The organism is Nonomuraea longispora, from assembly GCF_004348345.1.
Lineage (GTDB): Bacteria > Actinomycetota > Actinomycetes > Streptosporangiales > Streptosporangiaceae > Nonomuraea > Nonomuraea longispora.
Map to the genome: position 1 here is coordinate 1 of NZ_SMJZ01000234.1, position 13,137 is coordinate 13,137.

General features: G+C 67.8%; 13 protein-coding genes, 2 tRNA genes and 1 pseudogene. 7 read left to right on the forward strand and 9 right to left on the reverse strand.

The window, feature by feature from the left end:
- Positions 1 to 492 precede the first annotated feature (492 nt).
- The 3 genes from E1267_RS38135 to E1267_RS38145 all read left to right on the forward strand — a co-directional run bounded on the left by E1267_RS38135 (position 493) and on the right by E1267_RS38145 (position 1,421).
- Positions 493 to 894: a hypothetical protein gene (locus E1267_RS38135; RefSeq protein ID WP_132340251.1), complete on the forward strand. Its 402-nt coding sequence runs from the start codon at positions 493 to 495 to the stop codon at positions 892 to 894.
- A 153-nt stretch (positions 895 to 1,047) separates the two neighbouring features.
- A complete protein-coding gene (locus tag E1267_RS47490; RefSeq protein WP_281283743.1) occupies positions 1,048 to 1,179 on the forward strand; it encodes a hypothetical protein in 132 nt (43 codons plus the stop codon).
- Between the two features lie 5 nt (positions 1,180 to 1,184).
- Entirely contained in the window at positions 1,185 to 1,421 is a 237-nt protein-coding gene (locus E1267_RS38145; RefSeq protein ID WP_132340255.1) for a hypothetical protein, read from the forward strand.
- 235 nt (positions 1,422 to 1,656) lie between these two features.
- On the opposite strand, the gene E1267_RS38150 is transcribed toward E1267_RS38145, so the two are convergent.
- The 6 genes from E1267_RS38150 to E1267_RS38175 all read right to left on the reverse strand — a co-directional run bounded on the left by E1267_RS38150 (position 1,657) and on the right by E1267_RS38175 (position 7,723).
- A tRNA-Met gene (locus E1267_RS38150) sits at positions 1,657 to 1,733 on the reverse strand.
- A gap of 108 nt (positions 1,734 to 1,841) precedes the next feature.
- A tRNA-Met gene (locus E1267_RS38155) sits at positions 1,842 to 1,918 on the reverse strand.
- 54 nt (positions 1,919 to 1,972) lie between these two features.
- Entirely contained in the window at positions 1,973 to 4,897 is a 2,925-nt protein-coding gene (locus E1267_RS38160) for a UPF0182 family membrane protein (protein ID WP_425465124.1), read from the reverse strand.
- A gap of 164 nt (positions 4,898 to 5,061) precedes the next feature.
- Positions 5,062 to 6,108 (reverse strand): YlbL family protein, encoded by a 1,047-nt coding sequence (locus tag E1267_RS38165; RefSeq protein ID WP_132340259.1) that lies wholly within the window; start codon positions 6,106 to 6,108, stop codon positions 5,062 to 5,064.
- Positions 6,109 to 6,118: 10 nt separating this feature from the next.
- Positions 6,119 to 6,544 carry a molybdenum cofactor biosynthesis protein MoaE gene (locus E1267_RS38170; RefSeq protein ID WP_132340261.1) on the reverse strand — a complete coding sequence of 142 codons (426 nt, stop codon included), beginning with the start codon at positions 6,542 to 6,544 and terminating at the stop codon, positions 6,119 to 6,121.
- Between the two features lie 105 nt (positions 6,545 to 6,649).
- Positions 6,650 to 7,723, reverse strand: a complete 1,074-nt coding sequence (locus E1267_RS38175; RefSeq protein ID WP_132340269.1) for an NAD-dependent epimerase/dehydratase family protein — start codon at positions 7,721 to 7,723, stop codon at positions 6,650 to 6,652.
- A gap of 130 nt (positions 7,724 to 7,853) precedes the next feature.
- On the opposite strand from E1267_RS38175, the gene E1267_RS38180 reads away from it, so the two are divergent.
- From E1267_RS38180 to E1267_RS38190, 3 genes are read left to right on the forward strand one after another with little or no spacing between them, the layout of a single operon-like run.
- Positions 7,854 to 9,071 carry a zinc-dependent metalloprotease gene (locus E1267_RS38180; RefSeq protein WP_132340271.1) on the forward strand — a complete coding sequence of 406 codons (1,218 nt, stop codon included), beginning with the start codon at positions 7,854 to 7,856 and terminating at the stop codon, positions 9,069 to 9,071.
- Positions 9,068 to 9,622 carry an NUDIX hydrolase gene (locus E1267_RS38185; protein WP_132340263.1) on the forward strand — a complete coding sequence of 185 codons (555 nt, stop codon included), beginning with the start codon at positions 9,068 to 9,070 and terminating at the stop codon, positions 9,620 to 9,622. The genes E1267_RS38180 and E1267_RS38185 overlap by 4 nt, the downstream gene beginning before the upstream one ends.
- A 32-nt stretch (positions 9,623 to 9,654) precedes the next feature.
- A complete protein-coding gene (locus E1267_RS38190) occupies positions 9,655 to 10,641 on the forward strand; it encodes an endonuclease/exonuclease/phosphatase family protein (protein WP_132340265.1) in 987 nt (328 codons plus the stop codon).
- Position 10,642: 1 nt separating this feature from the next.
- Here E1267_RS38190 and E1267_RS38195 read toward each other — a convergent pair whose 3' ends face one another.
- The 3 genes from E1267_RS38195 to E1267_RS38205 form a co-directional block, all read right to left on the reverse strand.
- Positions 10,643 to 11,230, reverse strand: coding sequence for a hypothetical protein (locus E1267_RS38195; RefSeq protein ID WP_246064517.1), 588 nt, complete (start codon positions 11,228 to 11,230; stop codon positions 10,643 to 10,645).
- Entirely contained in the window at positions 11,224 to 11,739 is a 516-nt protein-coding gene (locus E1267_RS38200; protein WP_246064518.1) for a M48 metallopeptidase family protein, read from the reverse strand. Before E1267_RS38200 ends, E1267_RS38195 begins: the two co-directional genes overlap by 7 nt.
- A 67-nt stretch (positions 11,740 to 11,806) precedes the next feature.
- Complete coding sequence (locus tag E1267_RS38205) at positions 11,807 to 12,589, reverse strand: enoyl-CoA hydratase/isomerase family protein (RefSeq protein WP_132340267.1); 783 nt, start codon at positions 12,587 to 12,589, stop codon at positions 11,807 to 11,809.
- Positions 12,590 to 12,743: 154 nt separating this feature from the next.
- On the opposite strand from E1267_RS38205, the pseudogene E1267_RS38210 reads away from it, so the two are divergent.
- Positions 12,744 to 13,137, forward strand: a pseudogene (locus E1267_RS38210) (ThiF family adenylyltransferase); the annotation flags it as partial.

Here is a 13,137-nt window from a genome sequence, read left to right on the forward strand (position 1 = left end):
ACACTGTTGAGTTCTCAAGAAACGCACGCATACATCCCCACCGAGATTCCACTGAACCCAGCCCGGAGGCGTTCATTTCGTTGTGCCTTAACTCTTTCAGCCGTTCAAGTCTCTGTCAAATTGACCGGACCTGCTCGACCTGCGGGAATTAAGCGCCGCCCCCTTTCGGAGACAACCCCTCCAACTTACCAGCCCATCCGAACCGATGCGAACCCATCAGCGGACGACCTTGAAGATAGTGGGATTTGCCGAGCTTCTCCGAGGCTCCGAGGAACCTCCGGCCCGCCCTGCGGGAAGCAACTCTAGCAGCCTGTGGCACCTACTTCGGCCCACTCAGGTAATCAGAAGGTTCTTCCCTCCCCAGGGGACGCCCAAACCTGGCCAACGAACTCCCCTGGCGCCGTCGCGGCGCAAGCCGACGTCAAGCCATCCGCAATCGCCGGCCGGTACCAATGTACCTACGAGCAGACTGCGCTCTCGGAGGTGTCCGCCATGGCCCGCTCGGAGTTCGACGACATCCGTGCCTTCCTCGCCGACGAGACGAACAAGGCAGGAGATCTGCTGAGCATCGCGAGGATGCTGCTCGACGACCTCGAACAGTCCCGCATGCGCGAGGCCATCCTCCGCACCCACTACCTGCGGCTGCTGACGTCCGCGCGGGCGACCGTGGCCGCCGAGGCCGCGCATGCGCCGGATCCCACGGCCTTCCTCAAGCACGAGCTGGCCGAGCACGGTCAGCTGCCCCAGGACGACGAGACCGTACAACGCGTCCTCGCCGACGCCAGGACGGCGGCCTCGCTGCTCGCGCGCCTGGAGGAGTCGCCGCAGCGGCCCCGCCGGCGTGCGGTGCCCCTGCGGCGTTGCGTGGGCACGGCGAGAACGCTCCCCCGCTGAGCTCACTCCACCACGGGCGGCGGGCGCAACGCGCAGTGACCCGATGACGACTCACGGCATACCTGCCATTGGGCGGCCGCCTGCGAAACTGCACATATGTGGCAGCGAGGGCTGAACTGGGCAGCAATCCTCCTCGTCGGGATATTCGGTCTGATGTGGGTCGGCATCGTGATTTACGCCGACCACTTCTCGTCCCTGTGGATGCGCATCGTGCAGGTCGTCTTCGGGTTCCTGCTCCTCGGCTGGGCCGTACAGAAGACGATCGAAATGATCAAAAAGGCCTGAGTGCCATGGACGACAACCTGTACGAGATCGGCCGGGACATGGGGGACGACCTCCAGCTGTCGATCATCGACATGTATCGGGACCGACTGCCCTACCTGCACCGCATCGCCGAGCTCGACGACGGGGTCTCGCGGGGCATCTCGCGTTGGGTCTGCGAGGAGGACCTCCGGGACTCCGACACGTACGTGAACCCGCTCGACGAACCCGACCCCTCCGTGGGACCGGACGAGTGGAACCGGTGACCTTCCGGCCGCTCAAGGCTGGTACGGCGGCGCCACTCCCCACCCCCACCGCGGCACGGGCGCCTGGGGCGGAGGTTCCGCGCCGCGCTCCTTGGTGTACCGGTCGGGGCCGCCGAACACTTCGCTGAGCCACATCGCCACAACACCGTGTGCCGCACGACGAAACCGAGAAAAGTTGTTGGAGAAACGAAAAAGTTCCCGGCCACCGGATGATCCGGTGACCGGGAACTCTGTTTGGTAGCGGGGACAGGATTTGAACCTGCGACCTCTGGGTTATGAGCCCAGCGAGCTACCGAACTGCTCCACCCCGCGTCGGTGTGTCACTTTTAACTATACAACCTTCAGAGGAGTGCTTGTGACGAGCAAATCTCCGAACCGATCAGAGGCCCGATTCTGTTTCCAGATCTCGAGCCCCTGGCCTGGTAGCGGGGGCAGGATTTGAACCTGCGACCTCTGGGTTATGAGCCCAGCGAGCTACCGAACTGCTCCACCCCGCGTCGTCGTGCTCTTCAAGCGTATCGGCGGCGCGGGGTGGGCGCAAATTGGTTGCGCTAAGAGGTGTCTCCCGCCGGTGATCCGGTGGGTGACGGTGCAGGCGACGGCGGCGTGGATGCCGGCGGCGTGCCCGTAGGGGTCGCTGACGGCGTGGCCGTGGGCGAAGGACTCGGAGTGCCCGTCGGTGCTGCCTGCTGCTTGTTGGCCCCTTCCAGGGTCTTCAGGGCTTCGTCCAGCCGCTTCTGGGCGTCACCGTAGGCGTCCCAGTCGGGTGGGCTCGCCTGCAGGGCCTTCTGCGCGTCTTCGTATGCCTTCTTCGCGTTGGCGATCGCCGAGTTGAGCGCCGTGTTGGCCTGGTTGGGCTGGGTCTGTTGCTCGTTCTGCTGTTGGTCCTGTTGTTGTTGCTCGCCGCCGAAGACCTCCTGGAGTCCCTCCTCCAGCGTGCGGGCCACACCAATCTTGGAGCCGAACGACACCAGGACCCGCTGCAGGATCGGGTAGGGCTCCTGACCGCCGCCGGCCGCCACCTGGATGTAGACCGGCTCCACGTAGACCAGTCCGCCCGCGTACGGGAGCGTCAGCAGGTTGCCGTAACGCACCGACGACGCACCGACGCCCAGCAGGTTGAGCTCACCCGCGAAGCGGCTCTGGAAGGCGTTCTGTGCCTGGCCGGGGCCTGGAATGGGTGTGCTGGACGGCATGCGCAGGATGCGCATCCGGCCGTATCCGGATCCCGACGACGAGTCGACCGCCATGAACGCCGCCAGGTTGGGCCCCTGGCGCGGCACGAACGTCGTCGTCAGCGAGAACGTCGGCGTGCCGCCCGGCATCGTCGTGGTCAGGTAGTAGGGAGGCTGCTTGACGTTCTGCTCACCCTGCGTCGGGTCGTTGGGGACGTTCCAGAAGTCCTGGCCGCTGTAGAAGGCGGCCGGGTCGGTGATGTGGTAGCGCGAGAGCGTGTAGCGCTGCACCTTGAACAGGTCTTCCGGGTAGCGCACGTGGCTGCGCAGGTCGGCGCTCATCTCCGAGGCCGGGCGGATGACGCCGGGGAAGGCGTTGCTCCAGGTCTTGAGCACCGGGTCGTTGTTGTCCCAGGCGTAGAGCTTGACCGTGCCGTCGTAGGCGTCGACCGTGGCCTTGACGGAGTTGCGGATGTAGTTGATCTGGTCACGCGGCTGCTGGGCGATCACGCGACGGTCGGTGGACGTGTCGCGCGTCATGTCGCCGAGGCTTTCGCTCTGCGAGTAGGGGTAGTCGTTGGACGTGGTGTAGCCGTCGAGGATCCAGGTGACGCGACCGTCGATGATCGCCGGGTAGGGGTTGCCGTCGAGCGTGAGGAACGGCGCGACCTGCTCCACCCTCTCACGCGGGTGACGGACGTAAAGGATCTTGGAGTTGTCGTTGATGTCGCCCGACAGCAAGATGTTGGCCTCGCTGTACTTGGCGGCATAGACCAGCCGGTTGATGAACGAGCCGACGGGCACGCCGCCCTTGCCGGTGTAGGTCGTGTTCTTCTGGCCCGTGCCGCCCGTCTCCGGATAGTCGAGCTCCTGCGGGTTCTCAGGGTTGCCGCCGGCGATGACGTATTCGGAGGACGACGGGTCCTCACCGAAGTAGATGCGCGATTCCTTGAGCTTGGCGCTGTTGACCAGCGGGCCCGTGACCGGCATGTCCTTGGCGTCGTAGGCGGGCAGACCACTGGAGTCGACCTGGTTGCCGGGCGCGGCGACGAAGCCGTAGCCGTGGGTGTAGACCAGGGCGCGGTTGATCCAGTTGTTCTGGTCCTGGGGCGGGCTGGTCAGCTCGCGCACGCCGACGATGTGGTCGATCAGCTTCCCCGTGTTGTCGGGATAGCGGTCGACGTCGAGCGTGTCGGCGAAGCTGTAGAAGCCTCGGATGCGCTGCGTCTGCTCGTACGTCGAGGACACGAGCGCCGGGTCGAGCAGCCGCACGCCGGACACCGAGGCGTCGCCGTTGCTTTCGACCTTCGCCGGGTCGGCCTGGGCGTTGTAGTTCTCGACCTCGGTCTTGTCGACGTTGTACGCCTCCCGCGTGGCCTCGATGTTGCGCTGGATGTAGGGCGACTCCTTGCCCTGCTGGTTGGGCTTGACCTGGAACTGCTCGACCAGCGCCGGGTAGACGCCGCCGATCAGGACGGCCGAGAGCACGAGCAGGCCCGCGGAGACCCCAGGCAGCATGCCGCCGGGCCGGAACACGCCCGCGAAGAACAGGGCGGCGCAGATCAGGGCGATGATCGCGAGGATGGTCTTGGCCGGCAGGACCGCGTTGACGTCGGTGTAGGAGGCACCGTGGACGAAACCGCGGTCGGAGAAGACCAGGCCGAACCGGTCGACCCAGTAGGCGACGGCCTTGAGCAGCAGGAAGACGCCCAGCAGCACCGACAGGTGCGTGCGAGCGGCCCTGGAGGCGTGCACCCCTGGCGACTGCAGGCGGAACCCGCCGTAGAGGTAGTGGGTGATCGCCGCGAGGATGATGGAGATGATCAGCGCGGTGAACAGGAAGTTCAGGACCATCCGGATGAACGGGTAGTCGAACATGAAGAACGAGATGTCCATCCCGAACAGCCGGTCCTGCTTGCCGAAGGCCTCGCCGTTGGCGAACTTCAGCCACGTCTGCCACTGACCGGCGAACGAGGAACCGGAGAACAGCGCGAGCAGCCCCATGCCGACGATGAAGATCAGCTTGCGGTGGGGGTCGAGCGCCATACGATAGCGGTCGGCGCCGCTGCTCCCGCCGAACACCGCGGGCCCGAACATCGGCCGCATCCGGAAGGCGAGCAACATGTTGCCGCCGGCGACCGCGACCATCAGTGCCGCTCCGACCAGGAACAACACAATCTGGGTCAGCAACACACCGGTGAAGACCGACGTGTAGTTCGTCGCGTCGAACCACAGGTAGTCGGTGTAAAAGCCAGAGAAGAGAAAGAACAGGGCGACGATCACCACAAGGGAGATCGCCACAGGCAGAAGCAGTCGCGGTCGGCGGGGCAAGCGCATCGCCCTGCCGGCTCCTGGGGTCCGGAAGCTCAAGGCCAACCCCTCGTCGTAATGAAATTTCGGTCCGTGCTGGCAACCTACACCGCTGTGCCAGCCCTACGACTAACGCATGGGCCTTGCCGAAAGTTTCATCCGGCATCACATGCGGGCACGTTGCCCTTACCCGTGCGCAGCGCGTCAAGTGCCTGCACCGCGTTGTGCAGAGTGTCGGCCTTGACCAGCCGGAGCCCGTCGGGCACGGCCTTCGAGGCCTCGGCGCAGTTGTCGGCGGGCGTCAGGAAGACGGTGGCGCCCGATTCCTTGGCGCCGACCATTTTCTGGGCGATGCCGCCGATCGCCCCCACCTCGCCCGTCGGCTGGATGGTGCCGGTGCCGGCTATCCGCTTGCCGCCGGTGAGCGAGCCGGGAGTGAGCTTGTCGAGTATGCCGAGGGAGAACATCAGCCCGGCGCTGGGCCCGCCGACGTCGCCCACGTTGATGTCGACCTCGAACGGGAACTTGTATTTGGCCTGCATCAGCACGCCCACCAGGGTCTGCCCCTGGTCTCCCGCTATCGTCGGCACCGTGACGTCAAGCTTGTCCTTGCCCCTTGTGACGTTGAAGACGACGCTCTCGCCCGGCTTGTGAGCCTTGACGGCGTCGCCCACGACGTCGACGTTCTTCGCCTGTTTGCCGTCGACATAGTTGATCTGGTCGTCCTTGCGCAGCTTGCCCTCGGCCGGCTTGCCCTTCTCCGTGGACACGACGGTCACGACCATGTCATAGGGAATCTTGAGCTCGTTGAGCGCGGCGGCGGTGGCAGAGTCCTGGGAGTTGGTCATCTCGACCGTGTTCTCCTCCTCGACCTCCTGGGGGTCACGGTCGGGAGCGAAGATGGTCTCCTGCGGGACCACCGCGACGGTCGGGTCGATCCAGCCGCGCAACGCGGTCAGCAGGTCGATCTGGGCGGCAGGTCCGCCCTGGTAGGCGACCGTGACCAGGCTCAGCGTGCCCGTGGTGGCATGGGTCTGCCGGCCCGTGATCGAGATCACGGGCTTCTTGTCGACCTCGCCGATGGTGTTCTCCGTCGGACCGGGGCTCAGCACGACGTACGGGACCTCCTGGAATGCGCCCACCACGCCGAGAGCGAGCACGAGGAACCCCGACAGCAGCAGGGTCAGGGCGCGTCGCGACATGGAGGAAAGCCTATTCGCCGACACCGACCCATTCGGCCTCACCGTCGGCGAACGACTGGTGTTTCCAGATCGGGACGTGCGCCTTCAGATCGTCGATCAGCCTGCGCGAGGCCTTGAACGCCTCGTCACGATGCGGCGCTGCCACTGCGACGATCACGGCCGTGTCGCCCAGCTCCAGGTCTCCCACACGATGGACGGCGGCCAGCGCGGTCACGGGGAAGTCGGCGGCCACCTTCTCGGCCACCTGCCGCAGCTCGGCCTCGGCCGAGGGGTGCGCCGAATAGGAGAGCCGGGTCACCGGCTTCCCGTGGTCCTGCTCGCGGACGGTGCCCACGAAGATCGTGGTGCCACCTGCGGCCTGGTCGCCCACGGCGGCCAGCACCTCGTCCACGGACAGCGGGGTCTCACGAATGCCGAGCAACCGGATGACGTCCACGGAAAGAGACTACCAACAGCGAATCTGCCCGCCTGCCCGCGGCTCGGATGTCGTGCCTGGTCAAGGCCGTAGCAGCAGATCAGCTGGGAATTCCCTCAAGGACCTTCACTGGCGCCTTTTCTTGCGCACCTGGCGGACGATCGCCGCCGTGCCGATCACTGCGACGGTGGCGCCGGCGGCGGTGAGCGTGGCCTCCTTGACGGGCAGGCGCCTGCCGACCACCGTCGTCCTGTTCTCGCGCAGCTCCAGGAGCTGCTCGAACGCGGCCTCGTTGGTCCACGCCGGTTTCCATCCGGCCTCGCGCAGCGCCGTGCAGTCGACGACCCACGGGTAGACGACGTAGTGCAGGTCGGTCGCGGGCGCAGGAGTGATGCCGAGCCGGTGCAGGCGTTGCGCCGTGCCGAACGTCAGCCCGGCGGGCAGCTCGAACCGGCGGATGCCGGACATCTCCTCGACCTGCTCCTGCTCCATCCACCCGTCGCACCCGACCGCCACCACGCCCGTGACGGCTCCCCGCGCCGCCAGCTCCAGCGCCGAGAGCAGGTCGTCGATGTGGCAGAACTGCCAATGGGGGGTGCAGCCCTTCACGGTCAGCAGCCTGGGCGACTCGAAGTGACGCGTGATCACCGTGTCGACGCCCGGGCCGACGACCGCGGCCGGGCGCAGCACGGTCACCTCGAGTCCGGGATGGCTGCGCAGCGACCTGCGTACGAGGGACTCGATCTCCAGGAAGTCGCCGACGACGCCGGTGTCGGGCTCGGCCGTGACCGGGGAGTCCTCGGGCAGGGGGACCTCGTTGTCGGGTGCGGCGCCGTACACCATCGCGCTTGTGACCAGCACCACGCGGCGGACGCGCGCCGCGGCGCAGGCGGTCAGCACGGTCTGGGCGGCGCGGAGGTTGTAGGCGCGGCGCTCGCCGGGGTCGGAGTCGACGGTGTAGTCACCGGCCAGATGAACAAGGACGTCAATGTCGGAGATCCGGTTCGCCAAGAGCGGATCTCGTACGTCGAGCACTCGCCAGGTGGCCTCACCGACGTCGCCGCGCTGCTCGTCAATGGCCACCACCCTGCGGAAATCCGCAGCGGATACGAGCCTCGCGAGCAGCTCACGGCCGAGACCGGAGGCCGCGCCGGTGACGGCTACGACGGGTTGACGCGGGCGTTTCGAGGTAGGCACCAGGTCCTCACTTTGCACTGATCCGCCGTAGGACGACTAACGTGGCGGATGTGGACTCCTCCATCCTGCACGAGGTAGAGCGGTGACTGACCTGCCAGGTCGCGAAAACGACCCTAACGAGAACCCGTTCGCCATGTTCGGCAACCCTGAGCAGATGGCTCAGGCGATGCGCCAGTTCGCCGACATGTTGTCGGCGCCGCAGGGTTCAGGCCCTGTCAACTGGGACATGGCCAAGAACATCGCCCGGCACTCCGTGGCCGCCGAAGGCGATCCGAGCGTCATGGAAGGCGAGCGCCGCCAGATCGTCGAGGCGCTCAGCCTGGCCGACCTGTGGCTCAACGAAGCGGCGACGCTGCCCAGCGGCGTGGCCAATCCGCAGGCCTGGAGCCGGTCCGAGTGGATCGAGAACACCGTTCCGATCTGGCGGAAGCTCTGCGAGCCCATCGCCGAACGCATGGTCGAGACCATGGGCGGCGCGCTCGGCGGCTCCGGGCTGCCCCCAGAGGCCCAGCAGATGGCCGGGCCGCTGATGGGCATGCTCAAGCAGATGGGCGGCATGATGGTCGGCCAGCAGATCGGCCAGGCGATCGGGTCGCTGGCCCGCGAGGTGGTCGGCACCACCGACATCGGGCTGCCTCTGTCCGACACGGCCGCGCTGCTGCCCAGCGGCATCGCCTCGTTCAGCGAGGGCCTGGAAGTGCCGTCCGACGAGATCAGGCTCTATCTGGCGCTGCGTGAGGCCGCGCACCATCGGCTGTTCCAGCATGTTCCGTGGCTGCGCTCGCACCTGCTCGGCGCGGTCGAGGAATACGCCAGGGGCATCACCGTCGACACGTCCGCGCTCGAAGAGCAGATCCGCGGTCTCGACATCAACAACCCCGAGGCCATCCAGGAGGCGCTGAGCGGGGGCAACCTGCTCAAGCCCGAGGAGACCGAGCGGCAGAAGGCCGCGCTGGCGCGGCTGGAGACCATGCTCGCCCTGGTCGAGGGGTGGGTGGCCACCGTGGTCGACCAGGCCGCGCAGGGCAAGCTCCCGTCCGCCGTGGCTCTCGCGGAGACCGTGCGCAGGCGGCGCGCGACCGGCGGTCCTGCCGAGCTCACGTTCGGCACCCTGGTGGGGCTGGAGCTGCGGCCCAGGCGGTTGCGCGAGGCCGCCGCGCTGTGGCGCGCGCTGGAGAGCGAGCGCGGGGTCGACGGGCGCGACGCGCTGTGGTCGCACCCCGACCTGATGCCGACGGCCGACGATCTCGACGACCCCGAGGCGTTCGTACGCGGTGAGCAGGCGTGGGACATCTCCCAGCTGGAGGCCAAGCCGGACGACGAGGGAGAGGGCGAGGGCGGCAAGAGTTGAGCCTGCACCGCGATGCCGTGGCGGTGTTGTCCGGATGGACGGCGCCCACGCCCGAGGAAGAGGCTCTGCGTACGGAGTTCCTCGAGCACCTGCGCACCCACGACGACGCGATGCTGCGCGAGTGTGTGCCGGGGCATCTGACGGGGACGACGGCAGTGCTGTCGCACGACGGCTCCCGGGTGCTGCTCACGCTGCATCCGAAGGCCAGGATGTGGCTCCCGATGGGCGGCCACTGTGAGATCTCCGACATGTCGCTCGCCGGCGTGGCACTGCGGGAGGCATGGGAGGAGTCGGGGATCTACGGGCTGGAGCTGCTGCCGGGGCCGCTCGCGGTCGACAAGCACGAAGTGTGGTGCCATCCGCCGCGCAGCTGGCATCTCGACGTCGAGTACGCGGCCGTGGCCCCCGCGGGGGCGGAGGCGGTGATCAGCGACGAGTCGCTCGACCTGCGCTGGTTCCCCGTCGACGAGATCCCCGAGCCGTCCGACGAGGCCACGCGGCGGCTGGCCGCGCGTGGACGGGACGCGCTGAGCTCGCGCGCGCTTGGCTAGAGTCCTCTTGGGTCGTTCCAAAGGGGGCTTGCGTGGAGACTTCCGCCGTCGGCGGCACGATCGTGGTGCCGGAGCGCAAACGACGCAGGTTCCCCGCGACGGCGTTGACCTGGCTGGCCGTGACCCCGTTCGCCGCCTGGGCCGTGGCCCGGGTGGCCGGTCTGGAGCGAGGGTCTCTGCCCACGCAGCTCATGACCGCGACCCCGTACGCGGCGGCGGGTTCGCTGATCCCGCTGCTGATCGCGGCGGTCGGGCGCAAGCGGGCCGCGACCGCCGTCGCGCTGCTCGCCACGACCGCGCTCGGCTTCAGCGTGCTGCCCAGGGCGCTGGGCACCGCGGACGCCACGGCGGGCCGGCCGCTCACGGTCATGACGATCAACATGTTGTTCGGCAGGGCCGACGTGGCGACGATCATGCGGCTCGTACGTGAGTTCGGTCCCGACGTGCTGGCCACCCAGGAATTGACCCCGGGGGCCATCTCCGATCTGGACGCCGCAGGGCTCAAGGACATCATGCCGCACCGGGTGCTGGAACCCGAGTGGAGCGCCGGGGGGAGCGGGCTCTATTCCAAGTACCCGATGCAGGAGCTACCCGGCCTGATGCCGCAGATCGGGCACCGTATGCCGGCCGCACTGGTCTCCCTGCCCGGCGGGCCGCCCGTCGAGTTCGTCGACGCGCACCCCTATCCGCCGATCGGCCGGAATTTCGCCGACTGGAACGAGGCGCTGGAGGCGTTGCCCTCCGCGTCGAGCGAGCGGGTGCGGATCCTGGCGGGCGACTTCAACGCCTCGCTCGATCACGCGCCCATGCGCAGGCTGCTGGCCCGCGGCTACAAGGACGCGGCCGACCAGGTGGGGGCAGGGCTGATCCCCACATGGCCGGCCAACAAGCGGGTGCCTCCGATCATCACGATCGATCACGTACTGGTCGACCAGCGGGTCGGGGTCAAGGAGGTCACCGTGCACGACGTGCGGGGCACCGACCACCGTGCTCTGGTGGCCCGGCTCACCGTGCCCTGAGTCAGCGCGCGGCGATCAGAGCGCGTGTGTTGTCCCAGCCTTCGAGGCCGGGATCGAGGCGTTCGACGTCGTCGCGGGTGCGCAGGCGGTGCCAGCCGGGAGTGGTGGCGACCCTGCGCGGCCCGGGGGCCTGGGCGCGCAACGCGGCCACCACGTCGGGATCGTCGAGATCGGGGTCGGCCCAGCCGGGCGCGGGAAGCGCGCAGGCCATCGCCACGGCTCCGCCGTGCTCTGCCGGGCAGACCGTGATCTCGGCCCGGCCCAGCTCCCTGAACAACTTTCCGACCAGCAGCGGAGGAAGGTCGGGTGCGTCCGCGGCGATCACGGCGGCCTGGTCGGCTTCCAGGCGGGCGAGGATCTTCTTCAGCGGTTCGTCCTCGCCGACCACGATGACCTGGGTGCCCGGCCAGACGATCTCGTCGAGCTCGGGCACGCTCGTGATCAGGACGGGAGTGACGAGCTCCAGGCCGGCGACCATCTCGTAGGTGTCCTCCGCCACCGCTTCGAGGAATCTCGCCGGGTCGACGCCCGGGGGCGCCGCCTGGGACATGCGCTGTCGTGCCAGGACCGCGGCTATGCGGGTCAACATTCCTCCGGTGCCGTGTGGGCCGCGGCGGAGAATCCTTCAAGGAACCCGCGCGCCCGCTCCGCCTTCGGATACTGTTCTACCAGCGCCCAGAACTTGGGGCCGTGGCTGGGCACCAGCAGGTGCACCAGCTCATGGATGATCACGTAGTTGATGACCCATTCCGGCAGGCCCTTGAGCCGGGTCGAGATCCGGATCGTGCCGTTCTCAGGGGTGCACGAGCCCCAGCGGTGCTGCTGGTTGTCGACCCAGCGCACGCTCACGGGGTCGGGCTTGCCGTCGAGGTATTTGGCCGACAGCTCCTTGGCCCGCTCGAGCAGAGCCTCGTCGGTCGGCCGTCGCCGGCGCTCTTTCGCGGCCAGCCGATCCAGCATCCGGCTCACCCATTCATCCGCGTCTTCGCCGCTCAGCCAGGCGGGCAGGAGCACGATCGTCTTGTCACCGTCGCGGTAGGCGGAGACCGTACGCCTGCGACGAGAACTGCGACGAACCTCGACTGTCTCGGGGGGCACATATGCACGGTAGCCGAGACTGGCGAAATTCCACAGAGGGTGGCCGTTGTTTCTGCTGGTCAGATGATTAAGAGCCGGTGAATTTGGGCAAGCGCCTTTCCCGATGGGCGGTCAGTCCCTCGATCATGTCGGACGATGCCATGGTCACCGGCTGCGCCAGGGATTCCCACCTCAGCGCGGCTTCCAGGTCCTGATGGTCTTGGTTCAGCGCCACTTTCGTCAGTCTTGTTGCTATGGGTGCGTTCTTCGCGATCTTTCCGGCGATGGACCGCACTTCCGACATAAGGTCATCTTTCGGGAAAGATTCATTTACTAGCGCTTTAACCGCTGCTTCCGCCCCCGTCACGGTACGGCCGGTGAGGAGCATCTCCCGGGCCAGGCCCGTTCCCGCCCTCCTGGGGAGCAGGTACGTGGCCGCCATGCCGGGATGCAGGCCCAGCGACGTGAACGGGGCCAGCAGCTTGGCGTCGGCGGCGGCGTACACGAGGTCACAGGCCAGCGCCACGCACAGACCCGCGCCGACGGCGGGACCGTTGACGGCGGCGACCGTGGGGACCTCGAGCTCCGTGACCATGAGCCACGTGCGGTAGAAGTCGAGCATGCGATCGCGCAGCCGCGGCACCGCCTCCTCGCCGCGGTCACCGATCCACGACAGGTCGCCGCCGGACGAGAACGCGCTGCCCGCGCCGGTGATGACGACGCAGCGGACGTCGCGGTCGCCGGCCAGCGACGACATGGTCGCGCGCCACTGCTCGGTCATGGCGTCGGTCATGGCGTTGCGCATGTCGGGGCGGTTGAGGGTGATGAGGACGACTCCGTCGTCATGGCGGTCCACCAGGAGCTCGGTCATGCCGGGAAGCGTAACGTGGCCGGGCGGGGATGCCGCGCGCCGTCGGGCGCTTGCGAGGCCGCATTGTCCACAGGCGCCGTAGCGGGTCCGTGGTTGTCCACAGGCGCGGAGGAAGACGCACGGGATCTTGCCGCCGCGTGCGAACCTTCCCGGCATGAGGCCACGTGTGAAGCCCGCGCTCCGGCGCATCGTCCGCGACGAGCACACTCTCCAATACGGTGCGCACCCGCTCAGGGCCGTCATGCTGAGCGGTCTGAGCCGTCCCGTCCGCGCCTGGATCGAAAGTCTCGACGGCACCCGCGATCTACGGCAGGTCCTGCGCGGGGCGGCCGACGCCGGTCTCGAGGAAGACCATGCCCGTTCCGTGCTCGACCAGCTCATCCGGCAAGGCGCCGTCCACGACGCGGCCGCCGGTCCCGGCTCGCTCCGCGACCTTCCGCTGGCCGAGCGCGACCGTCTACGACCGGAGCTCGACGCCCTCGACCTGGCCTCGACCTCGCCCGAAGGCGGGATCGCCGTGCTGGAGCGGCGCAGGGGCAAGCGGGTGC